Origin of the sequence: Pseudomonas paeninsulae, assembly GCF_035621475.1 — a bacterium.
GTDB classification, from domain to species: Bacteria; Pseudomonadota; Gammaproteobacteria; order Pseudomonadales; family Pseudomonadaceae; genus Aquipseudomonas; species Aquipseudomonas paeninsulae.
This window is the reverse complement of sequence record NZ_CP141799.1, coordinates 4,870,888-4,897,646: the sequence shown is the minus strand read 5'-3', so window position 1 is coordinate 4,897,646 and position 26,759 is coordinate 4,870,888. Positions and strand designations below refer to the sequence as shown.

The following is a 26,759-nucleotide window of genomic DNA, read 5'->3' as shown; positions in this document are numbered from 1 at the left end:
ACAGGGCTATGCTTGGCCCTTCAGTAACAGCAATCACAGGTCATACAGCATGCGTGGAGTCGACTCCGACAGCCCTCAGGCGGATGCCATTGCCGCGATTTTCATGCGTCACCCACTGTGGGAGGATGCCCTGGCCCTGCTGATGGGCACCATGATGGTCGCGCTGGGTATCGCCTTGTATGGCCATGCGGGGCTGCTGACTGGCGGTACCGTGGGTGTAGCCTTCCTGCTCAAGTACCTGCTCGGCTGGTCATTCGGCTGGTCGTTCTTCCTGATCAATCTGCCGTTCTATGCCCTGGCCATCTGGCAGATGGGCTGGCAGTTCACCTTGCGTACTTTTTGCGCGGTCGGCCTGGTGTCACTGTTGGCCGAACTGACCCCGCAGTGGATCGGCTTCGCCCAGCTGAATGTGGTCTATGCGGCCTTGTTCGGTGGTTTCGCCATGGGCTTGGGGCTGTTGATGCTGTTCCGTCATCGCGCCAGCCTGGGTGGGGTGAATATCCTCGCGCTGTTCTTGCAGGAGCGCTTCGGCCTGCGCGCCGGCAAGATCCAGATGGGTATCGACGTGGCGATCGTGCTGGCGGCGGTGTTCATCGTGCCGCTGGACAAGGTCGCCCTGTCGATCCTCGGCGCGGTGGCGCTGAACATGGTATTGGCGATCAATCACCGCGCCGGCCGTTACATGGGCGTGAGCTAGGGCCTGAAACAAAAAGCCCGGCACTAGGCCGGGCTTTTTGGTCTGCGTGACGCGTTACGGCACCAGTTTGTCCAGCAGCGCCTTATCGCGCACCGCGCCCTTGTCGGCGCTGGTGGCGAGCAGGGCGTAGGCCTTGAGCGCGGTGGTGACCTTGCGCGGACGCGCTTCGACCGGCTTCCAGCCTTTCTTGTCCTGTTCGTGACGGCGGTGGGCAATTTCCTCGTCGCTGACCAACAGGTTGATCGAACGTTCGTGGATGTTGATCAGGATCTTGTCGCCTTCACGCACCAGGCCGATGGCGCCGCCCGCAGCGGCTTCCGGCGAGGCGTGACCGATGGACAGGCCCGAGGTGCCACCGGAGAAGCGCCCGTCGGTGAGCAGGGCGCAGTCCTTACCCAGGCCCTTGGACTTCAGGTACGAGGTCGGATAGAGCATTTCCTGCATGCCTGGACCGCCTTTCGGGCCTTCGTAGCGGATGATGACGATGTCGCCTGCCTTGACTTCGTCATTGAGGATGCCGCGCACGGCGCTGTCCTGACTTTCGAAGATCTTGGCATTGCCTTCGAAGATGTGGATGGATTCATCCACCCCGGCGGTCTTCACCACGCAGCCGTCGACGGCGATGTTGCCGTAGAGCACGGCCAGGCCGCCTTCTTGCGAGTAGGCATGCTCCACCGAGCGTATGCAGCCGCTTTCCCGGTCGTCATCCACCGTGTCCCAGCGGGTGCTCTGGCTGAACGCGGTCTGGGTCGGAATGCCGGCAGGCCCGGCCTTGAAGAAGGTGTGTACGGCTTCATCGTCGGTCTGGGTGATATCCCACTTGGCGATGGCCTCGCTCATGGTCTTGCTGTGTACGGTCGGCAGGTCGGTGTGCAGCAGGCCGCCGCGGGCCAGGGAGCCGAGGATGCTGAAGATGCCGCCAGCGCGGTGCACGTCTTCCATGTGGTACTTCTGGATGTTCGGCGCGACCTTGCACAGCTGCGGCACTTTGCGCGACAGGCGATCGATATCGCGCAGGTCGAAGTCGATTTCCGCCTCCTGGGCGGCGGCCAGCAGGTGCAGGATGGTATTGGTCGAGCCACCCATGGCGATGTCCAGGGTCATGGCGTTTTCGAAGGCCTTGAAGTTGGCCACGTTGCGCGGCAGCACCGAGGCATCGTTGTCCTGGTAATAGCGTTTGCACAGCTCGACCACGGTGCGCCCGGCCTGCAGGAACAGCTGTTCGCGGTCGCTGTGGGTGGCCAGGGTCGAACCGTTGCCTGGCAGGGCCAGGCCTAAGGCTTCCATCAGGCAGTTCATCGAGTTGGCGGTGAACATGCCGGAGCAGCTGCCGCAGGTCGGGCAGGCGCTGCGTTCATACTCGGCGACTGTCTCATCCGAGGCACTGTCGTCGGCGGCGATCACCATGGCGTCGACCAGGTCCAGGCCGTGGCTGGCCAGCTTGGTCTTGCCGGCTTCCATCGGTCCGCCGGAAACGAACACCACCGGAATGTTCAGGCGCATCGCGGCCATCAGCATGCCGGGGGTGATCTTGTCGCAGTTGCTGATGCAGACGATGGCGTCGGCGCAATGGGCGTTGACCATGTACTCGACGGAGTCGGCAATGATCTCGCGGCTCGGCAGCGAATAGAGCATGCCGTCGTGACCCATGGCGATGCCGTCATCCACGGCGATGGTGTTGAATTCCTTGGCCACGCCGCCAGCACGTTCGATTTCGCGGGCGACCAGTTGGCCCATGTCCTTCAGGTGCACGTGGCCGGGCACGAACTGGGTGAAGGAGTTGGCGATGGCGATGATCGGCTTCTTGAAGTCCTCGTCCTTCATCCCGGTGGCACGCCAGAGGGCGCGGGCGCCGGCCATGTTGCGGCCGTGGGTGGAGGTTTTCGAGCGGTAATCAGGCATGGCGTTAAGTCCTGCAAAGGCTGTTCAGGCTGCGTATTCAGAGGCGATCGCGTGGGCGACGGCGCTGTACGCGCAACGGGCTGTTGGTGCGTATGTTGAGCTGGCTTCAGGCCCAAGGCAAACGGAAGTGACCATTTGCCGGGCTGGGACGGAGGCTGGCGCGGGGTTGGCGCCGGCTCGGCTGGGCTCAAAAATCCGCCTGGGATGGGGCAGGAGAACGTCGATTCTAATCCCAGGCGGTGTGGCGGCGAAAGCGTGAGCGAGTTATTCGATCAACTCGATGCCCCGCAGGCGCTCGGCGCGGCGGCGCAGCAGCTCGATGGTTACCAGCAGGGCGATGGATACCAGGATCAGCAGGGTGGCGATGGCCAGGATGCTCGGGTTGATCTGCTCGCGCAGGCCCGAGAACATTTGCCGGGGAATGGTGCGTTGCTGCGGCCCGGCCATGAACAGGATGACCACCACTTCGTCGAACGAGGTGATGAAGGCGAACAACGCACCGGAGATCACCCCGGGACGGATCAGCGGCATGATGATGTCGAAGAACACCCGCAACGGCCTGGCGCCGAGATTGATCGCGGCGCGTGCCAGGGAATAGTCGAAACCGGTCAGGGTTGCGGTCACGGTGATGATCACGAAGGGCGTGCCCAGAGCGGCGTGGGCCAGGATCACCCCCAGGTAGCTGCCGGCCAGACCCAGGTTGGAATAGAAGAAGAACATCCCGGCAGCCGTGATGATCAGCGGCACGATCATCGGCGACAGCAGCAAAGCGGTGATGAAACGCCGGTAAGGCATGTCGTCACGGGACAGGCCAACGGCGGCGCAAGTACCGAATACAGTGGCGAGCACGGTGGCGCAGATGCCGATCAGGAAGCTGTTCTGGATCGCCAGGATCCATTTCGGATCATTGAAGATTTCCCGGTACCAGCGTAGCGAATAGGCTTCCGGCTGCAGGGTGAGCATGCCTTCGGTGAAGCTGAAGAATGGCTCGACGTTGAAGGACAGTGGAATGATCACCACGATCGGCATGATCAAAAACAGCAACACCAGCCAGGAACTGGTTTTCAACAGCCAAGCGCCGAGGTGATGCCAGAAGCCAAAGTAGCTGGGGGTTTTCATAGTCTGCTTATCCCAGTTTGATATTGCTGGCGCCGACGAAACGGTCGTACACCCAGTACAGCAGCAGGATCAGGCCAAGCAGCAAGGAACCCAGCGCGGCGGCCAGTTCCCAGTTGTTCGAGCGCTGCATGTGGAAGGCGATAATGTTGCTGATCATCTGTCCATCGGTGCCGCCGACTAGCGCCGGGGTGATGTAGTAACCCACGGAAATGATGAACACCAGCAGCGCGCCGGCGCTCAGGCCCGGCAAGGTCATCGGGAAGTAGATCCGGGCGAAGGCCGGAATCGGCTTGGCGCCGAGTGACATGGCCGCCCGCAGGTAGCTGGGGTCGATGCCGCGCATCACGCTGTACAGCGGCAGGATCATGAACGGCAGGAGAATATGGGTCATGGCGATGATGGTGGCGAACGAGGTGTAGAGCATCTCGAAGGGCTCATCGATCAGGCCGGTGCCGAGTAGGAATGAATTGATCACGCCGTTGGTCTGCAGCAGGGCGATCCAGGCCGTCGTGCGCACCAACAGGGAGGTCCAGAACGGCAGCAGCACCAGCACCAGCAGCAGGTTGGCGCGGTTTTCCGGCAGGCCGGCCAGGTAGTAAGCCAGCGGGTAACCGAGCAGGGCGCAGAACAGGGTGATGACCAGTGCCATGTTCAGGGTCTTGCCGAACAGCTGCAGGTAGATCTGCGTGTCTTCACGCACTTGGATGCCGTGCTCCGGATCCAGCTCCAGATCCAGGGCGGTCAGGTAATAGTCGTAGGTGTAAACCTTGCCCGCGCGTTCGATGGCATGCCAGACCTCGGGTTTGCTCCAGTTGCGATGCGCCTGCAGCAGGGTCTTGGCGCCTTCACTCTCAAGCTGTTCGGTTTTGAGCCGGCCGACGCGTCGGGCGGTGGATTTGACCACGCTGGACATGCCGGTATAGGCGCGGTTGAACTCCTCGGAGAGTTTGCCAGACAGGCGCTCCTTGGCTAGGCCATGCAGCTCGCGGGCAAATATATTCAGGGTTGTTTCATCGGGTACTGTTTTGCCGTCCCAGCGTTGCAGTTCCACCAGGGTCAGCGGGATCAGTTCGGCCACGGCCGGGTGGTGTGCGCTGCGCCAGAGCATGCTACCGATGGGCGCAACGAAGGTCAGCAGAATGAAGGCCAGCAACGGCACCACGAAAAGAAAGGCGGTCAGGCGTTTCTTGCTGCGGGCGCTGGCGGCTTGGCCGGCTTCGGTGGTGGTAAGGGATGACAAGCAGCGACTCCTCGACGGCGCGATGGCAGTGCCCCTCTCTGTGGGAGAGGGGCACACGCAGGTATTACTTCAACAGCCACTCGTTGAATTTCTCGCCGAGCGACTCGCCGTAATCCGCCCAGAACTCCGAACCGGCCTGGATGCCTTTATCCAGGTGCGCGGTCGGCAGGTGCGGTGCAGCCGCCGGGTCCATCATCGGGGCGGAGGACTTGCGGGTCGGGCCGTAGGCGACATCTGACATGCCGGCCAGTGGCTTGGATTGAGTGACGTAGGCGATGAACTTCAAGGCCAGGTCTTTCTTCGGTGAACCTTTCAGTATCGCCCAGGCATCGAGGTCATAGACGTGACCGTCCCAGACGATGACGAAGGGCTTACCTTCCTGGCGGATGGCGTCATAGAAGCGGCCATTGGCCGATTGCACCAGTACCGCCCCGCCGTCGTTGAGTAGCTGGGGTGCCTGCGACCAGGAGTCGAACCAGACCACGTCGTCCTTGATCGTGGCCAGCTTGTCGAAGGCGCGTTGCTGACCTTCGGGGGTGGCCAGTACTTCGTAGACCTCGGCTGGAGCTACCCCGTCGGCCAACAGCGCCCACTCCATATTGACTTGCGGGCGTTTGCGCATGGCGCGTTTGCCGGGGATTTTGCTGGTGTCAAAAAAGTCATTGATCGAGGTTGCCTCGGTGCCGCCGATGGTGTCCTTGTTGTAGGCGAACACCACCGACCAGACGATATTGCCGACTGCGCACTCGTTGGCCAGGGCTTCGGGGATGAAGTCTTGTGCCGCGGGGGTACCATCGACACCGGGCGGCAGGATGTCCTGCGGGATGACCTCAAGCAGGCCTTCGGAGCAGGCGCGCTCGAGGTCGATGACTTCGAGGTCGACCACGTCCCACTGAATATTGCCGGACTCGACCTGAGCTTTCATCTCGGCGACACCGCCTGAGTAATCCTCGAACAGTACCTTGACCCCCGTGTCCTTCTGGAACGGGTCGATCATGTGGGTTTTCTGTGCCGCGCCATAGGCGCCGCCCCATGAGACCACGGTCAGGCTTTCTGCGGCGCTGGCAGTGAAGGTGGCCGTGCCTAACGCTGCAGCCAAAGCGAATGTGGAAAAGCGGGTGGTCAGTGATCTAGCCATTGCTGTGCTCCATTGCTTTTAGTTGTGTGGTTATTACGTCGTCGAAGGGGCTGGTCGGTCCAGCGCCTGGCTGTCCTGGGGCAGCCAGGCCAGGGCGACCTCGTCCTTGTTGCTGAACTGCGGGGCCGAGCTGTCGTTCAGGTTCTTCACCACCAGCTCGGTCCCATCGCTGGTCTTGAAGTGGTATCGAATGTATTCGCCGACATAGTGGCGGGTCACGAAGCGCGCCTTGACCTGGTTGCCGGCATTGCCGAGGCGGTCGGTGAAGGTGAGTTTTTCCGGGCGAATCGAGACGGTGGTCGGCAGGCCGACTTCGCAACAGTTGGCCTTCAGGCTGCTGACCAGGCCGCCATCTTCCAGGCGCACGTCGACAGTGTCGCCGCCGACCGACTCGATGGTGCCCTTGAGCTTGTTGCTCTCGCCGATGAAGTCGGCGACGAACAGGTTGGCCGGACGCTCGTAGAGCACATTGGGCGCGGCACATTGCTGGACGATGCCGCTGTCGAACACGGCGATGCGGTCGCTCATGGTCAGGGCTTCGGTCTGATCATGGGTGACGTAGATCACCGTGAAGCCGAGCTGCTCGTGCAGGCGCTTGATCTCGAACTGCATCTGTTCGCGCAATTTCTTGTCGAGCGCGCCGAGTGGCTCATCCATCAGGACGATATCCGGGGCGAAGATCAGCGCGCGGGCCAGCGCCACGCGTTGGCGCTGGCCGCCGGACAGTTGTCCGGGAAAGCGGTTGCCGAAATCCAGTAGCTCGACCAGTGACAGGTACTCATCGACCTTGGCATTGATTTCGTCTTTGGGCTGTTTGCGAATTTTCAGCGGATAGGCGAGGTTTTCGCGCAGGGTCATGTGCGGAAACAGGGCGTACTGCTGGAACACCATGCCGATGTTGCGGGCGTAGGGCGCGATGCTGGTAACCGAGCGGCCGTTGATCAAAATTTCGCCGCTGGTCACGTCCTCGAAACCGGCGAGCATCATCAGGCAGGTGGTCTTGCCGGAACCGGAGGGGCCGAGCAGGGTGATGAATTCGCCCTTGGCCACCTCCAGGTTGAAATCCTTGACCACCAGAGTCTTGTGGTCGTAGGTCTTCTTCACATTGGTGAATTGTAGAAACGGTTTGTCACCAGCTTGCTCAGCCATAATCCTCCCCAGCTTCCCATCAAAACAGGCGTCCAGCTCTTGGCGTTCACCTGACTGCTTCAGTCAACCGTCTCGCTCACTTATAGGTACGAGCAGCTGTTATGGAAATAACCAAAAGCAATAAGCACGCCAGTCAGCAATAACCGTGCACGGCTGCGCTGCGCGTGTATTTAAGCCTAGCCCAGCTTGGGGTTTGTGCTAGCTAGGTGGGAGAAGTGGTAACAGCAACGGGGAGGGGGGTACCTGCCGACACGCACTCGGCAGGTGCAATGGGCTTGACTACCGGGCATGAATCAGCCGCGTGCTCACGCTGGTTGCAGGAAAGAACCGGCCAGGCTGCTTTACGCGTCGGCGCTTGCCAGCCGCCGCAAATTGGTCAGTTCGCCCGCGGGCAGGCGGATACCGTTGAGCGTGGCCTCGGCCCGCTGCCGATAACGGCGGTCGCCCGGTTGGCGCTGCTGTCCTGTCGTCTGCATGCGGGCAATCAACTGCTCGGTACGGGCCGCGAAGTTGCTGCCTGCGCCATGGCTAGGATCAATGACGATCAATAACTGTCCGGTCCAGGGCGTCTGGGCGCCGGGATGGCCAGACCAGTCGACCTCGAAGGAGAAGTGTCCTCCGGTTAGTGCGGCGGCCAACAGTTCGACCATCATCGACAGGGCGGATCCTTTGTAACCGCCGAAGGGCAGCAAGGCGCCACCGTCGAGAATGGCCTTTGGATCGCACGTGGGCTGGCCGGTCTGGTCGACGCCATAGCCTGGCGGCAGCTGCTTACCTTCGCGGGCGGCGATCTGCACGTCGCCGTTGGCGATGGCACTGGTGGCCAGGTCGAACACCAGCGGCAGGCCCTGTGCGCGCGGCGCGGCGAAGGCGATCGGATTGGTGCCGAACAGCGCGCTATGGCCGCCGTGGGGGACCACGCAGGCGAAGCTGTTGACGAAGGACAAGGCGACCAGGCCTTGCTGGGCGAACGGCTCGACATCCGGCCAGAGTGCGGCGAAGTGGTGAGAGTTGCGGATGGCCAGCAGGGCGATACCCGCCGTTCTGGCCTTTTCTTCCAGCAGCGATCGGGCGGCGGCCAGTGCCGGCTGGGCGAAGCCGCCACGCGCGTCGACGCTGACGAAGGCCGGTGCCAGGTCTTCCACCAAGGGCTCGGCCTGGCCATCGACCCAGCCGCTGGCCAGGCTCGACAGGTAGCCGGGAATGCGGAAGATGCCATGGCTGTCGGAGCCGTCGCGCTGAGCACTGGCGCAGTTTTCAGCCAGGCAGCGTGCGACCTGGGGTGAGGTGCCGTGGCGCTCGAAGATGGCGGCGAGCAGCGCGCTCAGTTCGGCAAAGCTTATGGTTTCAATCGGGGCGTCGGGTGTCATGGGAGGCTTCTCCGGAATGCTCTGGGCGGCGGGTTGAGGCGTGCCTTGGTGCGCATGCTGTGCGCTGGCCACTAGCTGATTGTGCCAGTTATCTGTCATGCATTGACGTAATGACAGAAAACATTCATTTTAATCGTGAACGGGAGTCACTCATGAATCAATCGATCAAGCAGCGTCTCGAACACAGCCTGGAACATTCGACCGCAGCGGGGCGTGCGATTGCCCATTACATGCTGGCCAATCTGCATGAGCTGCCTTTTCAGACCTCTGCCGCCATCGCGGACAAACTGGGCATGAGTGAGTCCACGGTCGGCCGTTTCTGCCGTTCCCTGGGTTATAGCCACTTCAAGGCCCTGAAGAACGACCTGAAAGATGACCTGGGCGATAGCCCCTGGTTGATCGGCGATCGCCTGAAGGAGTTTCGACAGCACAGCGACCAGGATTCGCAGCGTGCTTCGCGCAGTCTCGAGCAGGAAATCGCGGCACTGGTGCAAGTCTACGAGCATAGCCGCAGCCTCCAGTGGCAGGCCGTGGCTCGGCGCCTGGCGACTGCCCCGCGGGTATTCGTCGCCGGTTTTCAGACCGAGCGCGGCATCGCCGTGTCGGCCGTGCATCTGCTGCAGTACCTGCGCGATGGGGTGCAGCTGGTCGATGGTGCTTCCGGGCATTTTGGCGAAGTGCTGCTCAGTCAACCGGGGCAGGCCGCACTGCTGGTGTTCGAGGCCCGGCGCTATTCGCAGCACGCCCAGATGCTGTGTCGCAAGGCACGCGAGGCGGGCATCGCGGTGACGCTGGTGACCGATCCCTACTGCGAATGGGCGGACGCGCATGCCGATGAGGTGTTCCGCGTGCCCACCGAGATGAATCTGTTCTGGGAGTCGACGGCGGCGATGCTGTCGCTGGTGCACCTGCTGGTCAACGAGGTGTTCCGCAACCTGGGCCCCGAAGTTGAAGCGCGGCTGGACGCCACTGCCGCGCTGCATAACGAGTTTGTCGGCTACACCACGTCGCCGGGATTCAGCAAAAAATCCATAACAACAATGTAGAGGTGAAGCATGAATCGAATCATGGGTCTAGCAACTGCGTGCGCATTGACCTTCGGCGCCCTGGGCGCCGCGCAGGCGGAGCCGTTGCGTATCGCCACCGAGGGGGCCTACCCGCCCTTCAACTATGTCGACTCGAACAATGAGTTGCATGGCTTCGATGTGGATATCGCCAACGCGCTGTGCGCTCAAATGAAGGTGGAGTGCACCTTGGTCGCGCAGGATTGGGACGGCATCATCCCGGCCCTGATGGCCAAGAAGTACGATGCCGTGGTGGCGTCTATGGTGGTGACCGAGGAACGGCAGAAGCAGATTGGCTTCACCGATCGCTACTACCGTACCCGCCTCGCCGTGGCGGTGCCGAAGGACTCCACGCTGGCCGACACCACGCCGGCTTCGCTCGCCGGCAAGATCGTTGGCGCCCAGTCGTCCTCCACCCAGGGGATCTACGCGGAGGACGTCTATGGCGCGGTGGGTGCCGAGGTCAAGCTCTATCCGACCCAGGACAACGCCAATAACGATCTGGCCAACGGTCGCCTGGATGCGGTGGTGCATGACAAGTTCCCGCTGCTCGACTGGCTGGCGCAGAGTGGCAAGGACTGCTGCAAGCTGCTCGGCGACATCCAGGGCAGCGATGCCGATGTGGCCATCGCCGTACGCAAGGACGATCAGGCGCTGCGTGAGCGTTTGAACAAGGCCCTGGCGGAGATTCGCGCCGACGGCACCTATCAGCAGATTGTCAGCCAGTATTTCGCTTTCGACATCTATTGATCGAGCGCTGCGCTCAGGCGCTTGCCTGAGCCTGGGGTTGCTCGCCTGCCTGCAGCCATGACGGCCGCAGGCAGGCGAGTAGCCTCAGACTCGGTGTGGGTTATCTGGCACAGGACATTCAGAGGTCACGATGATCCCGGAACCCTTTTCTCTACTCTTGTTCGGCGACGGTGGCTGGGGCTTGGTCCTGCTGGCCGGCGCCCTGGTGACTATTTCCCTGGCGCTGTGCTGCCTGCTGCTGGGGCTGCCGCTGGGCCTGGCGGTGGCGGTGGCGGCACGCTCGAAGAAGCGCTTGCCGCGCGCCCTGTCCACCGTGTTCGCCACGGTGTTCCGCGGCCTGCCGGAGCTGCTCACCCTGCTGATCGTTTATTACGGCTGCCAGATTGGGGTGCAGAAGCTGCTGGCCTATTGGGGCTACAGCAGCGAAGTCACCATCAATGCCTTCGTCGCCGCGGTGATCGCTTTCGGTCTGGTGTTCGCCGCGTTTTCCAGCCAGGTCTGGCTCGCCGCCTTCAAGACCGTGGGCAAGGGCCAGTATGAGGCGGCGAGCGTGCTGGGCCTGTCGCGCTGGCAGACCTTCCGCAAGGTAATACTGCCGCAGCTGGTGCGGGTCTCCCTGCCGGGGTTGTCGAACAACTGGCTGACCCTGCTCAAGGACACCTCGCTGGTATCGACCATCTCGTTGGTCGACCTGATGCGCCAGACCAATCTCGCGGTGAGTGCCACCAAGGAGCCGATGTTGTTCTACTTCGCGGCCTGCCTGCTGTACCTGTTCTTCTCGGCGCTGTCCGGCCGGGTGTTCAGCTTCGCCGAGAAACGTAGCAGCCTCGGGCACAGGAGCGCGCAGTCATGAGTGCCACGGAATTGCTGCATCTGTTCTTCGACCCGCAGCTGTTCGAGCGCTATGGCCTGCGCATGCTCGACGGTTTGCTGGTGACCGCCAAGTTGGTGGCGATCTCCTTCAGCCTGGGCCTGCTGCTCGGCCTGCTGCTGGCGCTTGGGCGCCTGTCACGCAACTCGGTGCTGCGTGGGGTGACCGGGGCCTACATCTATTTTTTCCGCGGCTCGCCGCTGTTGGCGCAGTTGTTCCTGCTCTATTACGGCCTGGGCTCCTTTCGCGAGTTCTGGCAGGACCTGGGATTGTGGTGGTTCTTCCGTGACGCCTGGTATTGCGCGCTGCTGGCGTTCACCTTGAATACTGCGGCCTACCAGGCAGAGATCTTCCGTGGGAGTCTCCAGGCCGTCGCCCGGGGTCAGCGCGAAGCCGCCGCGGCGTTGGGGCTGAGCCGGCGTACCACCTTCTTCAAGGTGATCCTGCCGCAGTCGATGCTGATTGCCATCGGCCCCCTCGGTAATGAGCTGATCCTGATGGTCAAGGCCAGTGCGATCGCCTCCCTGGTCACCGTCTATGACCTGATGGGCATCACCAAGCTGGCTTTCTCGCGCACCTTCGACTTCCAGCTCTACCTCTGGGCGGCGGCGTTGTACCTGCTGATTGTCGAGTGCATCCGGCGGCTGCTGCGGCGTGTCGAGGCTCGACTGGGCCGGCATCTCGATACCTGATCTGGCCACTTTCGCTAACAGTCGTACCCCGGCAAGCGGGCGCGACCCAAGGAATTTTGCATGAGCTGCGACACTATCGTTTTGGGCGCCGGTATCGTCGGCGTCTGTACGGCGCTACACCTGCAGGCGCGAGGCCGCGAGGTGACCCTGGTTGACCTCAAGGACCCTGGCGAGGGCACCAGTTTCGGCAATGCCGGCTTGATCGAGCGTTCCAGCGTGGTGCCCTACGCCTTTCCCCGCGAGTTTCTGCGCGTGCTGCGCTATGGGCTGAACCGTGAGCCGGATGTGCGTTACAGCCTCAGTCATTTACCCAAGGTGGCGTCCTGGTTGCTGAGTTTCTGGCGGCACTCGGCGCCGAAGCCGCTGGCCGCGGCGACCCGCGCTATGCGGCCGTTGATCGAGCGCTGCGTGCTGGAACACGACGCGCTGGTCGAGCAGGCCGGCCTGCAGCACCTGATTCGCGCCGATGGCTGGATCGAGATATTCCGCTGCCCACGTGCCTTGCGCCGCGCCCAGCAGGAGGCGCAGGCCATGACCGCCTATGGCCTGCATTTCGAGCTGCTGGATGCCGCGCAGTTGCATGCCCGCGAAACCAATCTGTCGGCGGCCGTGTGCGGCGGCGTGCACTGGCTGGACCCGAAGACGGTCACCGATCCGGGCAACCTGACCAAAGGCTACGCGGCCCTATTCAGCCTACGCGGCGGGCGGGTGCTCAAGGGCGACGCGCGCTCGCTACGCAATGACGAGGCCGGCTGGCAGCTGCAGACCGCACAAGGTCTGCTGCGCGCGCAGGAGGTGGTAGTCGCCCTGGGGCCGGAGTCCAACGAGCTGTTGAATCCCTTGGGTTATCGGATCCCCCTGGCGGTCAAGCGCGGTTATCACATGCACTACGCGGCCGACCACGAGCTCACTCATTCGCTTTGCGACTCCCAGGGCGGGTACGTGCTGGCGCCTATGGCTGAGGGCATTCGCCTGACCACCGGCATCGAGTTCGCCGCCGACGATGCACCGATCAACGAGATTCAGTTGCGTCGCGCCGAGGCGCTGGCCCGCCAGGTGTTTCCCCTGGGCGAGCGGCTCGACCCGCAACCCTGGTTGGGCAAGCGCCCCTGCCTGCCGGACATGCTGCCGGTCATAGGGCCTGCACCGCGGCATCCGGGGCTCTGGTTCAACTTCGGCCACGCCCACCACGGGTTGACTCTGGGGCCGGTCAGTGGCCGTTTGCTGGCCGAGATGATGACCGGCGAACAGCCCTTTACCGATCCTGCGCCCTACAGCGCCGCACGTTTCCCTTAGCCCCGAACCACACAACAATAAGCGCCAGTCGAGCGCCGACCTTCCGCTCGGGAGGCCGGGGCCCAACGGGCCGCAATAGGAGAGAACTCGTATGCTTTCGACTCGCAATCAGAGCCACGCACTGGCGCCAACCCCCGGCTTGGACCAGGCTGCGCCCCGCTGTCGGCCAGCCGTTGAGATCCAGGGCGTGAGCAAGTGGTACGGCCCTTTTCAGGCGTTGCACGATATCGACCTCAGCGTGCAGTCGGGCGAACGCATCGTGCTCTGCGGGCCCTCGGGCTCGGGCAAATCGACCTTGATCCGCTGCATCAATCGGCTGGAGATCGCCGAACAGGGGCGGATTCTGGTCGAGGGCCGCGATCTGTCCCAGGACACGGCGCAGGCGGCCAAGGTGCGCCGGGAGATTGGCATGGTCTTTCAGCACTTCAACCTGTTCCCGCACATGAGCGTGCTGGACAACTGCAGCTTGGCGCCGATCAGTGTGCACGGCCTGAGCCGCAAGGCCGCCGAGGAGCGGGCGCGGCACTACCTGGCCAAAGTGGGTATCGAAAATCAGGCGGACAAATACCCCAGTCAGCTATCGGGTGGTCAGCAGCAGCGGGTGGCCATCGCCCGCGCACTGTGCATGCAGCCGCGGATCATGCTGTTCGATGAGCCGACCTCGGCGCTCGACCCGGAGATGGTCAACGAGGTACTGGATGTCATGGTCAAGCTGGCCGACAGCGGCATGACCATGCTCTGCGTCACCCATGAGATGGGCTTCGCCCGTCAGGTGGCGCAGCGGGTGCTGTTCCTCGACGGCGGACGGATCGTCGAGGACAGCCCGCCCGAGACCTTCTTCAATGCGCCGAAAAGCCCACGGGCGCAGGCTTTTTTGACACAGATCCTGCACTGAAGCTGCTTGCTCCTGCCGTTGCGCAGGCCGTTGATAGCTGTAGCGAGCGATGGCTAGGGCCGCGCCCGTTCCCTACGGCTAGCGGCATTTCCCACAGCCATGTGGGCCACAAGGCGCAACGACCAACGGGAGTAACCGCCGAAGGCTGGCCCGCAGGGTGAACGTCGCGAGTCAATCAGCCGAAACCGCGCAGCGTACGAGCCGTACATGAGCATTTGCTTCGCTTCGCTCACCCCTTAGGGGCCGCGCTGCGCTTTTGTGAGGCTGATTGCAACGCCGTATAGCCGAGCGCAGTAGTTTTCAGCGGTCTGTTAGCTGTTGGGCAGTAGGCGGCAGGTCAGGCTCTTGATATAGCGAGTCTCGGCGATGGCCGGGTGCACCGGATGATCGGGGCCCTGGCCGCCGCGTTCGAGCAGCTGGATATTGCGGTCGAGGTGACGGGCGCTGGTCAGCAGGATGTTCTGCAGGTCGTCTTCCGGCAGGTGCATGGAGCAGGAGGCGCTGACCAGGATGCCGTCCTTGTTGAGCAGGCGCATGGCCGCTTCGTTGAGGCGGCGGTAGGCGGCTTCGCCGTTCTTCAGATCCTTCTTGCGCTTGATGAAGGCAGGTGGATCGGCGATCACCACGTCGAAGCGCTCTTCGGCGTTCTTCAGTTCCTTGAGGGCGGCGAACACGTCGCCTTCGATGCAGGCAACTTGTTCGGACAGGCCGTTGAGGGCCGCGTTGCGCTCCACCCCATCGAGGGCGAAGGCCGAGGCGTCCACGCACATCACTTCAGTGGCGCCGAAGGCCGCCGCTTGCACGCCCCAGCCGCCGATGTAGCTGAACAGGTCGAGCACGCGCTTGCCTTTGACGTAGGGCGCCAGACGCGCGCGGTTCATGCGGTGGTCGAAGAACCAGCCGGTCTTCTGCCCCTCGATTACCGGCGCTTCGAACTTCACCCCGTTCTCTTCCAGCGCCACCCATTCCGGCACCACACCGAAGACGGTGTCGACATAACGCTCGAGACCTTCGGCGTCACGGGCGGCGGAGTCGTTCTTGAGCAGGATGCCGCTCGGCTTGATCACCTGGATCAGTGCGGCGAGCACCTCATCCTTGTGCCGTTCCATGGTGGCGGAGGCCAGTTGCACCACCAGGATGTCGAAGAAGCGATCCACCACCAGGCCCGGAAGCAGGTCGGAGTCGCCAAATACCAGGCGGTAGCAGGGCTGGTCGAACAGGCGCTCGCGCAAGGACAGGGCGACCTTGATGCGGTGTACCAACAGGGATTTGTCCAGTACGTGCTTGACGTCGCGCGACAGCAGGCGAGCGCAGATCAGGTTGTTCGGGCTCATGGCGACCACGCCCAGCGCCTTGCCGCCGGCGGCTTCGAGGATCGCCTGATCGCCTGCGGCAAAGCCGTGCAGCGGGGTGGCGGCGACATCGATTTCGTTGCTGTACACCCACAGGTGACCAGCCCGCAGGCGTCGATCGGCGTTGGCTTTAAGCCGCAGGCTGGGCAAGGACATGGGGTGTTCTCCAGAAAAAGAGCGCGATTATAGCTGGTTCGCCAAGCGCAGGCGCAGCTCGGACGGGCTTCCTTCGCGCCGATGAATGTTTCCGGCTTGCTCGGGCGGGGGGCAATCCGGCTACACTCTGGCCCTCTGCCACTATTGTCGACTAGCCATGGCCTACGCCCTCTCCGCCGAACAGCTGCACAAAGCCCTGCAAGGCATCAGCGTGCCGCCGCAGCCACAGATCATGGTCGACCTGCAGATGGAGCAGGTCATGCCCAACCCCGACCTGAAGGCCATTGCCAGGTTGATCGGCCAGGATCCGGGGTTGTCCGGGGCGTTATTGAAGATCGTCAACTCGCCGTTCTTCGGCCTGAGCAACCGCATCGCCTCGATCCAGCAGGCGGTCAATCTGCTCGGTTGCGACACGGTGATCAACCTGATCAATGCACAGTCGATCAAGGGCGAGCTCAGCGACGAAACGATCGTCACCCTCAGCCGATTCTGGGACAGCGCCCAGGACGTGGCCATGACCTGCCTGACCCTGGCCAAGCGCATCGGCTACCAGTCGCCGGATGAAGCCTACGCCCTCGGGCTGTTCCATAACTGCGGGATTCCGCTGATGGTCAAGCGCTTCGCCAGTTTCATGACGGTGCTGGACGAGGCCTATTACAGCGCCAGTACCGAGTTGCGGGTGGTCGATACCGAGAATCGCCTGCTCAATACCAACCATGCGGTGGTCGGCTATTTCACTGCCAAGTCATGGAACCTGCCGCAGCACCTGTGCGAGGCGATCGCCAGCCACCATGACGCCTTGGCGATCTTCAGCGACGACTCGGGCCGCGATGCCCAGCTGAAGACCCTGTTGGCGATTCTGAAGATGGCCGAACACATCTGTGAAAGCCACCGGGTGCTGGGCAATCAGGCCGAGGATCATGAGTGGCAGAGTATCGAACAGCTGGTGCTGGAGTATGTCGGGCTGTCTGAGTCCGACTTCGAGTACCTGCGCGAGAGCATCCGTGAACTGGGCGAGGCCTGACCCGCCGCAACTGGCAAACCTTCAGGGTTTGTCAGTCGGGCGCGGTATTTTTTGCTGGCCTGCTACTACTGTTCTGCGGCGAGGATGGCGCTGGCCAATTCCATGTCGCTGGCCTGCAGGTCGGGATGCTCGGCGCGCAATTGGTTGAGCGCCGCTTCCAGGTAAGGCCCGCGAATTTCCCCGGCGCTGGCGACATAGCTGCTGGCATCGTCACGCGCAGGCACGATCAGCTTCTTGTCCTTGAAGGTCAGGTAGGTCGAGGCGGTGGTCGCGCCGGACGAGAGGATGTCGCGCACCATGCTTTCAGCGAATGTCGGCGCAGCGAAGGCGAAGAGACTGGCAAAGAGTAACGGACCAAAGCGGCTCATACGGGTGACTCCGGGTGATGGCTCTATATATGTGAGTCTTGGTTGCCGCCGGTGGTTCCAGACGTCTGCCGAAATAACCGCGCTTAGTAATCCGGATGAAAGCAGGGGCGCTAGTCGCGGCAGCCTGTTTGCAGGTAGTGCTGTTGCCGACCGGTCAGCGTCAGGTGGCTGGTTTGGGTAAAACCGTGGCACGGCTGAGCGGTTTCCAGGGCGAGCCGCTGGCCGTCGTGGTGAGGGAGTTGGGACAGTGTCTGGTCCACCTCACGCCGCCGCTGGCGGCGCGAGGTGCAGGGCGTTCACCCGCTGGCTTCGACTTTCAGCAGCACGCCGTCCTGGCCGATCACCCTGACCTGGCTGCCGGCCGGCAAATCCGGGCCGCTGACCAGCCACAGGGTGCCGCCGGCCTTGATCTTGCCGTGGCCAGCGTTGATGGCTTCATGGAGGATGAACTGGCGGCCCATCAGTTCACTACCGCGGCGGTTCAGCCCCGGTTGATCGGAGGGTTTGGCTGCGGTGCGTTGGCGGCGCCACCAGTACACCGCGGTGAGCACCGAGAGTGCACCGAACAGAATGAACTGCACGGCCCAGGGCAGCGCCGGGAACAGGTAGGTGAGGACGCCGACGCTGGCGGCGGCGATGCCGATCCACAGCAGGTAACCGCCCGCGCCGAACACCTCGAGGATCAGCAGCAGGGTGCCGACGGCCAGCCAGTTCCAATACGACAGGTGCTGCAAGTAATCCCACATCGCTTAACCCTGTTTGTTGTCACCGAAGGTGGCTTTGACGATTTCACCGATTCCGCTGACCGCGCCGATCACCTGGCTGGCTTCCAGCGGCATGAGGATCACCTTGCTGTTGTTGGCGCTGGCCAACTTGCCGAGGGCGTCGATGTATTTCTGCGCGACGAAATAATTGATCGCCTGCACGTTACCATCAGCGATGGCGACCGAGACCACCCGGGTGGCTTCGGCTTCGGCGCCGGCCGCGCGCTCACGGGCCTCGGCTTCGAGGAAGGCCGCTGCCCGTTCACCCTCGGCCTCGAGGATCTGCGCCTGCTTCTTGCCTTCGGCGGTGAGAATGGCGGCGGCGCGCAGGCCTTCGGCTTCGAGAATTTGCGCACGCTTGATCCGTTCGGCCTTCATCTGCCCGGACATGGCGGCCATCAGGTCGGCCGGCGGGCTGATGTCCTTGATTTCGATGCGGGTGATCTTGATGCCCCAGGGCGCAGTCGCCTCATCCACGGTGCGCAACAGTTTCTCGTTGATCGCATCGCGCTGGCTGAGCATGGCATCCAGCTCCATGGAGCCGAGTACGGTACGGATATTGGTTTGCAGCAGGTTGCGGATGGCATGGATGAGGTTGTTCACCTCGTAGGCGGCCTGAGCGGCGTTGATCACCTGGAAGAAGCACACCGCATCGATCTGCACTGTGGCGTTGTCGTAGGTGATCACTTCCTGCGGGGGAATATCCAGCACGGTTTCCATGACGCTGAGCTTGTGGCCGATGCGGTCCATTACCGGCACGATGATGTTCAGGCCCGGGGTCAGGGTGTTGGTGTAGCGGCCAAAGCGCTCGACCGTCCACTGAGAGCCCTGGGGCACCACTTTGAAGCCCATAAGGACCACGGCGAAGGCCAGGCCGACGAAGAGAAAGATCACGCTGCCGATTTCCATGAGGCGTATTTCCTTGCGGGGTGCTTGTAGGGTAGCGGCCGATTGTAAGCCAATTAGCGGCGTTTTTGCCCCGAGCCAGGGCAGGCGAGTGAATCAGTATGTGTTGCGCTGCAGGGCGGCGAGCACGCTTTGATCCCGGGCGTAGAGGTCGTTGCGCAAGATCAGCTCGCCGTCGGCATCGACCTCGGCGGTCCAGTAGGCCAGGACGATCGGCAGGCGCTCGCGCAGTGGAAATTCCTTGGTGTTGCCGCTGGCCAGCAGGCGTGCGATCTCGGCGCAGTCATCGGCTGGCAGCAGGGTGTCGAGCAGCTCGACGATGCCTTCGATGCGCACGCAGCCAGAACTGAAGGCGCGCGGCGATTTGCTGAAAAGGTGCTGGCTAGGGGTGTCGTGCAGGTACACGGAGAACGGGTTGGCGAAGCGGATGACCAGTTGCCCCAGGGGATTTTTCGGGCCGGCATCCTGGCGCAGGATGATCGCCCCAGGGTGCTGCCAATCAACCTTGGTCGGGTCGAGCGGGTTGCCATCGCGGTCGAGCACGCGCATCTGGTGCAGGGCCAGGTAGCCAAGGTCGCGGCGGATCGCCGGCAGTTTGTCCTCGCGCATGATGGTGGGCGGCACGGTCCAGGTGGGGTTTAGGGTCAGGCGGCTGACCAGCGATTTTAGCTGTGGCGTCTGGCGTTCCGGCCGCCCGACCTGGGCGCGGCCCTGCCACAGCAGCTGATGGTCGCGGTAATAGCTGAGTTGGCCGCCGGCGATGTTAACCAGTAAGGTTTGTGCCTCGATATCGCCGGCCAGCCAGCGCCAGCGCTCGAGGTTGACCCGCAGTTGCTCGAGGCGTGCGGCCGCGCTGGTGTTGAGGGCGGTCAGGCTGTCGGGGCCGATCATGCCGTCGGCCTGCAGGCCGTGGCGAGTCTGGAAGCGCTGCGTGGCGGTCACCAGGGTGGCGTCATAGTGGTCGCTGGCGACTGCGGGTCGTTCGTCTATATAACCTTCTGCGGCCAGACGGGCGAGCAGAAGGGGGACGCGCGCATCGCGCATGTCCGGGCGCAGCAGGCGACCGCCGGGAATCGGCGTCCACTCGGCGAGCGGCAGGCGCCGCCGCTCGGCATAGGCGCGGCGCAGTTGCTGGTACTGGCGCAGGATCGGGCGCGCCGTGGCGAAGGCCGCCGGCAGGTCGTCGATTCCTTGCCCGGCCATGCTGAGCACGCTGGGGCGTGGTGTCGGGCTGACGCTGTCGGGGGCGCGCCAGAAAGGTTCGATCGGTTCCTGCGCCACGCGTCCGCGTGACAGGTGTTGCAGGGCTTGCAGGTAGCTGTGGCTGATCAGCAGGTCGGCGCAGGCGCGTTGCTGAATATCCTTCGGCAGCGTGGTGCGCAGGCTGTCGAGTAGATACTCGTTCGGGTCGAGGCCGTCATCGGCCAGTTGTTCCAGTTCATGCAGCAGCGCCCCGCGTCGGCTAGGCTCTTGCCAGAGAGGGAGGAATGCCTCTTGGGCATAGAGTTCGTGGAGCAAACTGGAGCTCTGCAGCTCGGCGGCCGCCAGCGTCGAGGCGCAGGCACTGGGGTGCGCAGCGAAGCTCTGGCGGATCGCCTGGCTAGCGTCGTCATCGGCGCCGTAGGCCTGGGCCGTGATCGCCAGCAGACAGCCGGCGGTCAGGTAATGTGCGGTTTTTTTGTACAATCGCGCGCTGAAGTCCATGATCGCCAGTTCCGTGATGACTCTACCAAGCCGTTGAAAAATACGGCGCTAGGCGTTTCAGCGTTGCTGAGACGAGTCGAACCGCCTTGTCTTGCCGTCGCCCGCTCCATTTTGCAACGAGCTGTTGCGCCGTCGAATGGGTTGTCGCAGTCGGTGCGGGTCATGCCCGGGGCGTTTAGAAAAAACAGGCGCTCGCGGCGGTCGCCAAATATTGCCCGCAGTGTACACAGGAGCTTCCTGCCCATGATCACATCACTCCGCCGGCTCGGCCTCAACCTGATTGGCCTTTGTCTGCTGGCATCGCCCTGGCTGGCGGCGGAATCCGCGCCACGACCCCTGCTCGACAGCCTGACGCGCGTCGCACCCGGGCTCGATCGCCAGGTGCTTGAGCATGCGCTGGCAGCCATGCAATGTGCGGTCAGTCATGGTGCTGAGCCGGCGCAGCGCCTGGCGGTGATCGACTATGCGCAGCCGTCCACGGCGCGGCGGTTGTGGATCTTCGATTTAAAACGTCAACGGCTGCTGTTGAACGACCTGGTTGCCCACGGGCGGATGTCTGGCGAGAATCTGGCTACGCGCTTTTCCAACACGCAGGACAGTCATCAATCCAGTCTGGGCTTGTTCCGCGCGGCGGAGAGCTACAGCGGCAAGCACGGCTACTCGTTGCGCATGGACGGCCTCGAACCGGGGGTGAACGACCGGGCTCGCGAGCGCGCCATCGTCATCCACGCCGCCAGCTATGTCGACCCGCGCCTGGCGCGCAGTCAGGGGCGGATCGGTCGCAGTCTCGGTTGCCCGGCGGTACGTCCGGAGGTGGCGCGGATGGTGGTCGATCAGCTCAAGGGTGGCCAGTTCATCTTTGCCTGGTATCCAGATCAAGACTGGCTGCAGGGCTCGGCCTACCTCAACTGCAAGACTGCGCAGCTCGCCAGCCTGCGTTGACGGTGCGCAGCGCTCAGCAGCACTCGGGTTGTGGCCCGCAGATGCGGTTGCGACCGTTTTGCTTGGCCTGGTAGAGGCGCTCGTCTGCGGCATTGATCAATTGCTCCAATTGCATCTGCTGCTGGCGCGCAGCCACGCCTAAGCTGGCGCTTAGGGCGACTGGGCCGGGCGTCAGGGCGGAGATCGCCTGCCGTAGGCGCTCGGCCAGCAGCAGCGCCTCCTCCAGGCGGGTGTGTGGCAGCAGCAGCAGAAACTCCTCGCCGCCCCAGCGGGCCAGCAGGTCGCCCGCGCGGCATTGCTCACTAATCAGGCGGGCAGTGCTGATCAGGTAGTGATCGCCCATGTCATGGCCATGCTGGTCATTGATGGCCTTGAAGTGATCGAGGTCGAGCATGATCAGCGCCAGTGGCTGGCCATGGCGCATGGCCTGGCCCCACAGGCTATTACCTTGCTCGAGGAAGGCCCGGCGGTTGAGAAGGCCGGTCAGTGGTTCGATGCGGGCAAGGGTTTCCGCCTCACGGCGTGCCCGCTGGTGCTGGCGCATCTGATAGGCCAGGGCCAGGGCCAGCAGGGTGGCTTCCAGCAGAATGCCGAGTTCCACCGCGCGGTAGGTCAGGGTGGTGAAGGGGATCATGCCCCATACGCTGAGGTCGGTCAGGGCAGTGCCGAGCATGCCGAACACGGTGGCGGCGAGAAAATAGCGCGCCGCCACCTGGCCGCGGCGCAGGCTGACCAAACCCAGTAGCACCATCAGCAGGCTGTAGACCAGCACACTGAAGAAGGCCACCCAGAGGGCCTGGGCGTGCCAGTCCAGGCTGGCGCATAGCACCAGCGCCAGCATCACGGCAGAGGCGCCGTGCTTGACCGCGCGCGCAAGACGGGGTGTATGGGCGTCCAGGGCGAGAAAATGGCGGGCAAAGTGCAGGCCGAGCCAGGCTGTTGCAGTCATCAAGAATGGGTTGGCATAGCGTTTGAGGAACAGCGAATCCGGCCAAAGCCAGGCGCCGGCATGGCCGGTGTAGGACAGGTTGAGCAGAATAAAGGCGCCGAGGTAGATCGAATAATTGAGATTGTTGCGATCCTTGAGGCCCGCATAAAGCATCAGGTTGTAGGCCAGCAGCGCCAGCAGGAATCCATACAGGGCGCCGTAGCTGTACTGGCTGGCAGCGCGCGCCTGCTGCAGGACGCTATCGCTAAGCAGGCGCACAGGCAGGAGCAGAGGGTCGGCAGTGGCGACCTGCACATAGAGCTCGGAGTGCCCCGGCGGCAGCTGCAATTCCAGCAGATAGCCCATGCCAGGAGTGGCCTGTAGGCGTTGCAGCTGTCCATCACCGGCATGCAGTTGCTGCAGGAGGTGGCCATCGCCGAGCAGGTAGACGTCCACTTGGTCAATCCAGGCTTTGCCCAGTTGCAGGGTACGTTTGAGCGGCTGTGCCGTGGGGTTGTGCAGCGGCAGGTAGATCCAGTGTGGCGGGGCGCCGATGCCGAAGCGTGGCACCAGCTGCTGCGAGGGGCGGAACTCGCCTGCCTCCCGAGCCTCGATGGCGGCCGCCAGGCTGCTCGGCTCGGCGGCGCCGAACAGGCTGAGGTGCAGACCGAGGGGTTGCGTCTGCTCACCGACGTCGACCCAGGCCAGGGCATGCGGTGACAGGCACAGCAATAGCCAGACGCACCAGATGGGCCAGTGCCGGCGGGGCGGGTTCGCGCTCATGGAGGACTCGATCATTTTTTTCGCTAGTCTAACAGCCTGTCGGACTTAACCCTGTCCTACTGCGGAAAAGCCGGACCTGATCATTTTCTGCGCTCTTGTTCGTTACATAGAGCGACTGTTCGCGGGGCGGCCTCCCGCCTCAACATAGCGCAACAACTGCCTCAAACCGACATGTTTGACCACGAACGTCCCCTCGCTACGGGCGGTCAAGTCCGGCAGGCCGCTCGCCGAACACGGGCATTTCCCTGTCTCTCAGCGCTGTTCGCTCTGCGGCGTAACCCGCAGCACTTCCTCGATGGTGGTCAGGCCCGCGGCGATTTTTTGTGCGCCCGACAGCCTGAGGCTGCGCATGCCTTCCTTGAACGCCTGGCGGCGCAGGGCAGTGAGGTCGGTGTCGGCGCTGATCAGCGCTTTGATGCCATCGTTGAGCTGCATGATCTCGTAGACCCCAGCGCGGCCACGGTAGCCGGTATCACGACACTCCAGGCAACCGACGGCCTTGTGCGCACCAGTCGGCAGAGGGGCGTTCCAGGGTTTGGTCAGGCTCTGCCAGTCATCGTCGCTGAGCTCGTGTGGCGCCTTGCAATGCGGGCACAGGGTGCGCACCAGACGCTGGGCCATGACCCCGAGCAGGGTGGCCTTGAGCAGGTAATGCGGCACGCCCAGTTCGAGCAGGCGGGTGATGGCGCTGGGCGCGTCGTTGGTGTGCAGGGTGGAGAGCACCAGGTGCCCGGTGAGTGCGGCCTGGATCGCCATCTCGGCGGTTTCCAGGTCGCGGATCTCGCCGATCATGATGATGTCCGGGTCCTGGCGCATCAGCGCGCGCACGCCGCTGGCGAAGCTCAGGTCGATGTTGTGCTGCACCTGCATCTGGTTGAAGGCGCCTTCGATCATCTCGATCGGGTCTTCGATGGTGCAGACGTTGACCTCCGCCGTCGCCAGCTGCTTGAGCGTGGTGTAGAGGGTGGTGGTCTTGCCCGAGCCGGTCGGCCCGGTGACCAGGATGATGCCGTTGGGCTGGCGGGTCATGTCGGCCCAGCGCTTCATGTCGTCCGGCGAGAAGCCCAGCTGGTCGAAGCTTTTCAGCAGCACTTCCGGATCGAAGATGCGCATCACCAGTTTTTCGCCGAAGGCGGTGGGCAGGGTCGACAGGCGCAGCTCGACTTCGCCGCCGTCCGGGGTCTTGGTTTTGACCCGGCCGTCCTGGGGTTTGCGTTTTTCCGCGACGTTCATCCGGCCCAGGCTCTTCAGGCGACTGACCACTGCCATGGTCACCTGCGGCGGGAACTGGTAGACGGTGTGCAGCACGCCGTCGATGCGAAAGCGCACGCTGCCCTGCTCGCGGCGCGGCTCGATGTGGATATCGCTGGCGCGTTGCTGGAAGGCGTACTGGAACAGCCAGTCGACGATGTTGACGATATGCGCGTCGTTGGCGTCCGGCTCCTGGTCCTGGGCGCCAAGGTTGAGCAGTTGCTCGAAGTTGCCGACGCCGCTGATCTTGCTGTCGCCGGCGCTGGCGCCACTGACCGACTTGGCCAGGCGATAGAGCTCCACGGTCAAGCGCTGGATATCCGCCGGGTTGGCCACCACTCGCTTGATCGGGCGTTTGAGCACGTGGGTCAGGTTGGCTTCCCAGCTGTGCATCAGCGGTTGCGCGCTGGCGATGGTCACCGCATCGGGGGCCACCGCTACGGCGAGGATCTTGTGCCGTTGGGCGAAGGCGTAGGACATCAACGGGGTAATGGCGGCGACATCGATCTTCAGTGGGTCGATGCGCAGATAAGGTTGGCCGACGAATTTCGCCAGCCAGACGGTGAGGCTTTCCAGGTCGAGCTTATGGCCCGGACGACTGAGGTCGTCGACCTGCTGCGCGGCGAGAAATTCCAGCGGGTGCTGCTGGTTGTTCACCGCACTGCGGCGGATTGCCAGGCACTGCTCGGCGCTGTCCTGGTCGACCCGGCCCTGGGCGACCAGTTCGCGTAGCAGATCGCCCAGGTCGAGGGTACGGTCGGCGGTGGGCGAGGTGATGGCAGACATGGGACTCCCTGCGGTAGTAGCGGCAAGCGGCAAGCTTAAAGCAGCAAGTTGAAAACTATTGCGTACCAATGCATAAACGCCACACTGACTTGCTTGCAGCTTGCAGCTTGCAGCTTGCAGCTTGCAGCTTGCAGCTTACTTCACCAGCATTCTCCAGGCTTTCAGCGAGGCCACAATATGGGCCTGGGCTTGCCGTGCGGCCAACGACTCGGGGTCGATGCTGCGGTTGGCCTGTTCGCTCAGCTTGCTCAGCTCGCCATACAGACGGTCGACTTCCGGCACTTCCAATACGCCGCGGGCCATGCGCAGCCAGGCCAGCAGGCGCTCGATACGCGGCAGTTGTTCGGCCAGGTCTTCCGGTTGTTTCTGGTAGCGGTTCAGCTGCAAGTCATGGCCTTCCTCGGCCAGCAAGGTTGGCAGCCAGTTGCCCAGCGGTGCGGCGCCCTGGCGATTGCCGCGGTTGTTGCGTGCGGTCGTCCAGCCCTTGGCCAGCAGCCAGCGCGAACTGATCAGGGAGAACTGGCCCCAGCGCGTGCCCTGCAGTTCTACGGCGAACTGCGCCGGCGCGGCCCGGCGTACGGCATCGTCGAGTTGACCGGCCTGGACCCGTGGGCGCCAGTCGTTGAGCAGGGCGTCGAGGGTCTGGCGTAGTTCGCTGCTGCTGCTGCGCGGTGCAGCCTGGCCGAGGCTGCCGATCAGCGCGCGCAGGCCGACCAGTTGTTCCAGCCAGTCGACCAACAGGCGCCAGTGGCCATTGAAACGGTATTGCTCTGCCAGCCGCTGGCTGCTGCCGAGCAGGTGCCAGGCAATCGCGGCAAAGCTATCATCCAGGCTCATTTCGCTGCTCAGCTCGGGGGCTGGCAGGCTGAGACTGTAACTGTTGGCATCGAACAGGCGGTAGCCGCGTTCGGCCTTGCTGATGTCGCAAGGCATCAGTGGCAGATCGGCGGCGAGTTCGGCGGCCAGCTCCAACAAGGCTTCAGGTTCGCCCTGGCGCAGCTCCAGTTCCAGCTCACAGATTTCCTCGTCATGCTCGCCGGCGATGACTTTGCCGAGATCCAGTGCGGCCTCGATGACCACCTTGGCCTTGCCGCGACCCCAGGCGATGTCGGCACGCTGGCGGACGAAATCGGTGCTGAAGATCGGTTGCAGCAGGCTCTTGTCCAGGTCGGCCAGGGCCGCCGGCCAGCAGCTGTCATCGAGCTTGCTCAGGTCCAGTTCGGCCTGATCCAGATTCCAGTCGAATTCGTTGCGTTCGGACAGGCCCGCGACGCTCTGACCACGGCTTTTCAGGGTCTGGATAAAGGCATCGCCATCGCGGCGGATGCGCAAGGCGACCTTGGCCTGGGCCAAGTCACGGGCGGGCGTGTCGAAATACTGGTTGAATAACTCGCGCTGTTCCCAGCCGCTCTTGTTGCGCTTCTTCAGCAGTGGGTGCTCGCGCAGTGCTGCCAAGGTGTCGCGGCTGACCCGCAATTTGATTTCGGTTTCTTTGACCATGATGGTGAGCTAAGCGCCTACTGTGAAATTGTGACTGTCTGATGATGCGTGCTGGCGAGCTTTTCGAGCGATCCGTATACTTGCCGCCTTCATTAAAGCCGGGGTTCACCCT

23 protein-coding genes are annotated in these 26,759 nt (G+C 63.2%); 9 read left to right on the top strand and 14 right to left on the bottom strand.

The features are described from left to right. Nucleotides 1-49: 49 nt before the first annotated feature. Nucleotides 50-697 carry a YitT family protein gene (locus VCJ09_RS22545; protein ID WP_324732242.1) on the top strand — a complete coding sequence of 216 codons (648 nt, stop codon included), beginning with the start codon at nt 50-52 and terminating at the stop codon, nt 695-697. 54 nt (nt 698-751) lie between these two features. Here the strand turns inward: VCJ09_RS22545 and ilvD are convergent, their stop codons facing one another. The 6 genes from ilvD to VCJ09_RS22515 all read right to left on the bottom strand — a co-directional run bounded on the left by ilvD (nt 752) and on the right by VCJ09_RS22515 (nt 8,615). Further along, complete coding sequence (gene ilvD, locus VCJ09_RS22540; RefSeq protein WP_324732241.1) at nt 752-2,599, bottom strand: dihydroxy-acid dehydratase; 1,848 nt, start codon at nt 2,597-2,599, stop codon at nt 752-754. Between the two features lie 264 nt (nt 2,600-2,863). Beyond that, entirely contained in the window at nt 2,864-3,718 is an 855-nt protein-coding gene (locus VCJ09_RS22535) for an ABC transporter permease (RefSeq protein WP_324732240.1), read from the bottom strand. A gap of 7 nt (nt 3,719-3,725) precedes the next feature. After that, the gene (locus VCJ09_RS22530; protein ID WP_324732239.1) at nt 3,726-4,958 is read right to left on the bottom strand and encodes an ABC transporter permease; all 1,233 of its coding nucleotides are present in this window, start codon (nt 4,956-4,958) and stop codon (nt 3,726-3,728) included. Nucleotides 4,959-5,022: 64 nt separating this feature from the next. Next, the gene (locus tag VCJ09_RS22525; protein WP_079203681.1) at nt 5,023-6,096 is read right to left on the bottom strand and encodes an ABC transporter substrate-binding protein; all 1,074 of its coding nucleotides are present in this window, start codon (nt 6,094-6,096) and stop codon (nt 5,023-5,025) included. Between the two features lie 33 nt (nt 6,097-6,129). Next, nucleotides 6,130-7,245 (bottom strand): ABC transporter ATP-binding protein, encoded by a 1,116-nt coding sequence (locus VCJ09_RS22520; protein ID WP_324732237.1) that lies wholly within the window; start codon nt 7,243-7,245, stop codon nt 6,130-6,132. 341 nt (nt 7,246-7,586) lie between these two features. Beyond that, a complete protein-coding gene (locus tag VCJ09_RS22515; RefSeq protein ID WP_324732236.1) occupies nt 7,587-8,615 on the bottom strand; it encodes an Ldh family oxidoreductase in 1,029 nt (342 codons plus the stop codon). A gap of 152 nt (nt 8,616-8,767) precedes the next feature. On the opposite strand from VCJ09_RS22515, the gene VCJ09_RS22510 reads away from it, so the two are divergent. The 6 genes from VCJ09_RS22510 to VCJ09_RS22485 all read left to right on the top strand — a co-directional run bounded on the left by VCJ09_RS22510 (nt 8,768) and on the right by VCJ09_RS22485 (nt 14,183). Continuing rightward, entirely contained in the window at nt 8,768-9,661 is an 894-nt protein-coding gene (locus VCJ09_RS22510; RefSeq protein ID WP_324732235.1) for a MurR/RpiR family transcriptional regulator, read from the top strand. Between the two features lie 9 nt (nt 9,662-9,670). Continuing rightward, nucleotides 9,671-10,429, top strand: a complete 759-nt coding sequence (locus VCJ09_RS22505) for an ABC transporter substrate-binding protein (RefSeq protein WP_324732234.1) — start codon at nt 9,671-9,673, stop codon at nt 10,427-10,429. A 130-nt stretch (nt 10,430-10,559) separates the two neighbouring features. Beyond that, nucleotides 10,560-11,282: an ABC transporter permease gene (locus tag VCJ09_RS22500; protein ID WP_407692993.1), complete on the top strand. Its 723-nt coding sequence runs from the start codon at nt 10,560-10,562 to the stop codon at nt 11,280-11,282. Beyond that, nucleotides 11,279-11,992, top strand: a complete 714-nt coding sequence (locus VCJ09_RS22495) for an ABC transporter permease (RefSeq protein ID WP_079203676.1) — start codon at nt 11,279-11,281, stop codon at nt 11,990-11,992. The genes VCJ09_RS22500 and VCJ09_RS22495 overlap by 4 nt, the downstream gene beginning before the upstream one ends. Nucleotides 11,993-12,052: 60 nt before the next feature. Continuing rightward, on the top strand, nt 12,053-13,288 hold the full coding sequence (locus VCJ09_RS22490; protein ID WP_324732233.1) for an NAD(P)/FAD-dependent oxidoreductase: 1,236 nt from the start codon (nt 12,053-12,055) through the stop codon (nt 13,286-13,288). Nucleotides 13,289-13,379: 91 nt separating this feature from the next. Next, a complete protein-coding gene (locus VCJ09_RS22485) occupies nt 13,380-14,183 on the top strand; it encodes an amino acid ABC transporter ATP-binding protein (protein ID WP_324732232.1) in 804 nt (267 codons plus the stop codon). A gap of 311 nt (nt 14,184-14,494) precedes the next feature. On the opposite strand, the gene VCJ09_RS22480 is transcribed toward VCJ09_RS22485, so the two are convergent. After that, complete coding sequence (locus tag VCJ09_RS22480; protein ID WP_324732231.1) at nt 14,495-15,691, bottom strand: class I SAM-dependent rRNA methyltransferase; 1,197 nt, start codon at nt 15,689-15,691, stop codon at nt 14,495-14,497. Nucleotides 15,692-15,902: 211 nt separating this feature from the next. On the opposite strand from VCJ09_RS22480, the gene VCJ09_RS22475 reads away from it, so the two are divergent. Next, nucleotides 15,903-16,715, top strand: a complete 813-nt coding sequence (locus VCJ09_RS22475; protein WP_324734716.1) for an HDOD domain-containing protein — start codon at nt 15,903-15,905, stop codon at nt 16,713-16,715. A 65-nt stretch (nt 16,716-16,780) separates the two neighbouring features. Here the strand turns inward: VCJ09_RS22475 and VCJ09_RS22470 are convergent, their stop codons facing one another. From VCJ09_RS22470 to VCJ09_RS22455, 4 genes are all read right to left on the bottom strand, one after another. Beyond that, nucleotides 16,781-17,083, bottom strand: coding sequence for a DUF2388 domain-containing protein (locus tag VCJ09_RS22470; RefSeq protein ID WP_324732230.1), 303 nt, complete (start codon nt 17,081-17,083; stop codon nt 16,781-16,783). Nucleotides 17,084-17,379: 296 nt separating this feature from the next. Next, nucleotides 17,380-17,829, bottom strand: a complete 450-nt coding sequence (locus VCJ09_RS22465) for an NfeD family protein (protein WP_324732229.1) — start codon at nt 17,827-17,829, stop codon at nt 17,380-17,382. A gap of 3 nt (nt 17,830-17,832) precedes the next feature. Beyond that, complete coding sequence (locus VCJ09_RS22460) at nt 17,833-18,756, bottom strand: SPFH domain-containing protein (protein ID WP_079203669.1); 924 nt, start codon at nt 18,754-18,756, stop codon at nt 17,833-17,835. Nucleotides 18,757-18,849: 93 nt separating this feature from the next. Next, on the bottom strand, nt 18,850-20,457 hold the full coding sequence (locus VCJ09_RS22455; RefSeq protein ID WP_324732228.1) for a L,D-transpeptidase family protein: 1,608 nt from the start codon (nt 20,455-20,457) through the stop codon (nt 18,850-18,852). A gap of 243 nt (nt 20,458-20,700) precedes the next feature. On the opposite strand from VCJ09_RS22455, the gene VCJ09_RS22450 reads away from it, so the two are divergent. Beyond that, nucleotides 20,701-21,399 carry a murein L,D-transpeptidase catalytic domain family protein gene (locus tag VCJ09_RS22450; protein ID WP_324732226.1) on the top strand — a complete coding sequence of 233 codons (699 nt, stop codon included), beginning with the start codon at nt 20,701-20,703 and terminating at the stop codon, nt 21,397-21,399. Between the two features lie 13 nt (nt 21,400-21,412). Here the strand turns inward: VCJ09_RS22450 and VCJ09_RS22445 are convergent, their stop codons facing one another. The 3 genes from VCJ09_RS22445 to VCJ09_RS22435 form a co-directional block, all read right to left on the bottom strand. Continuing rightward, nucleotides 21,413-23,110 carry a diguanylate cyclase gene (locus tag VCJ09_RS22445; RefSeq protein WP_324732225.1) on the bottom strand — a complete coding sequence of 566 codons (1,698 nt, stop codon included), beginning with the start codon at nt 23,108-23,110 and terminating at the stop codon, nt 21,413-21,415. Between the two features lie 252 nt (nt 23,111-23,362). Next, the gene (locus VCJ09_RS22440; protein WP_324732224.1) at nt 23,363-25,147 is read right to left on the bottom strand and encodes a GspE/PulE family protein; all 1,785 of its coding nucleotides are present in this window, start codon (nt 25,145-25,147) and stop codon (nt 23,363-23,365) included. Between the two features lie 135 nt (nt 25,148-25,282). Next, entirely contained in the window at nt 25,283-26,647 is a 1,365-nt protein-coding gene (locus VCJ09_RS22435) for a CYTH domain-containing protein (protein ID WP_324732223.1), read from the bottom strand. Nucleotides 26,648-26,759 lie beyond the last annotated feature (112 nt).

What these genes read in the sequence shown, in the direction of transcription:
- VCJ09_RS22440 (WP_324732224.1), bottom strand. Translation starts at nt 25,147, where the DNA reads ATGTCTGCCATCACCTCGCCCACCGCCGACCGTACCCTCGACCTGGGC.
- VCJ09_RS22480 (WP_324732231.1), bottom strand. Translation starts at nt 15,691, where the DNA reads ATGTCCTTGCCCAGCCTGCGGCTTAAAGCCAACGCCGATCGACGCCTG.
- VCJ09_RS22495 (WP_079203676.1), top strand. Translation starts at nt 11,279, where the DNA reads ATGAGTGCCACGGAATTGCTGCATCTGTTCTTCGACCCGCAGCTGTTC.
- VCJ09_RS22515 (WP_324732236.1), bottom strand. Translation starts at nt 8,615, where the DNA reads ATGACACCCGACGCCCCGATTGAAACCATAAGCTTTGCCGAACTGAGC.
- VCJ09_RS22535 (WP_324732240.1), bottom strand. Translation starts at nt 3,718, where the DNA reads ATGAAAACCCCCAGCTACTTTGGCTTCTGGCATCACCTCGGCGCTTGG.
- VCJ09_RS22435 (WP_324732223.1), bottom strand. Translation starts at nt 26,647, where the DNA reads ATGGTCAAAGAAACCGAAATCAAATTGCGGGTCAGCCGCGACACCTTG.
- VCJ09_RS22450 (WP_324732226.1), top strand. Translation starts at nt 20,701, where the DNA reads ATGATCACATCACTCCGCCGGCTCGGCCTCAACCTGATTGGCCTTTGT.
- VCJ09_RS22455 (WP_324732228.1), bottom strand. Translation starts at nt 20,457, where the DNA reads ATGGACTTCAGCGCGCGATTGTACAAAAAAACCGCACATTACCTGACC.
- VCJ09_RS22525 (WP_079203681.1), bottom strand. Translation starts at nt 6,096, where the DNA reads ATGGCTAGATCACTGACCACCCGCTTTTCCACATTCGCTTTGGCTGCA.
- ilvD (WP_324732241.1), bottom strand. Translation starts at nt 2,599, where the DNA reads ATGCCTGATTACCGCTCGAAAACCTCCACCCACGGCCGCAACATGGCC.
- VCJ09_RS22445 (WP_324732225.1), bottom strand. Translation starts at nt 23,110, where the DNA reads ATGAGCGCGAACCCGCCCCGCCGGCACTGGCCCATCTGGTGCGTCTGG.
- VCJ09_RS22510 (WP_324732235.1), top strand. Translation starts at nt 8,768, where the DNA reads ATGAATCAATCGATCAAGCAGCGTCTCGAACACAGCCTGGAACATTCG.
- VCJ09_RS22520 (WP_324732237.1), bottom strand. Translation starts at nt 7,245, where the DNA reads ATGGCTGAGCAAGCTGGTGACAAACCGTTTCTACAATTCACCAATGTG.
- VCJ09_RS22500 (WP_407692993.1), top strand. Translation starts at nt 10,560, where the DNA reads ATGATCCCGGAACCCTTTTCTCTACTCTTGTTCGGCGACGGTGGCTGG.
- VCJ09_RS22485 (WP_324732232.1), top strand. Translation starts at nt 13,380, where the DNA reads ATGCTTTCGACTCGCAATCAGAGCCACGCACTGGCGCCAACCCCCGGC.
- VCJ09_RS22545 (WP_324732242.1), top strand. Translation starts at nt 50, where the DNA reads ATGCGTGGAGTCGACTCCGACAGCCCTCAGGCGGATGCCATTGCCGCG.
- VCJ09_RS22470 (WP_324732230.1), bottom strand. Translation starts at nt 17,083, where the DNA reads ATGAGCCGCTTTGGTCCGTTACTCTTTGCCAGTCTCTTCGCCTTCGCT.
- VCJ09_RS22460 (WP_079203669.1), bottom strand. Translation starts at nt 18,756, where the DNA reads ATGGAAATCGGCAGCGTGATCTTTCTCTTCGTCGGCCTGGCCTTCGCC.
- VCJ09_RS22490 (WP_324732233.1), top strand. Translation starts at nt 12,053, where the DNA reads ATGAGCTGCGACACTATCGTTTTGGGCGCCGGTATCGTCGGCGTCTGT.
- VCJ09_RS22465 (WP_324732229.1), bottom strand. Translation starts at nt 17,829, where the DNA reads ATGTGGGATTACTTGCAGCACCTGTCGTATTGGAACTGGCTGGCCGTC.
- VCJ09_RS22505 (WP_324732234.1), top strand. Translation starts at nt 9,671, where the DNA reads ATGAATCGAATCATGGGTCTAGCAACTGCGTGCGCATTGACCTTCGGC.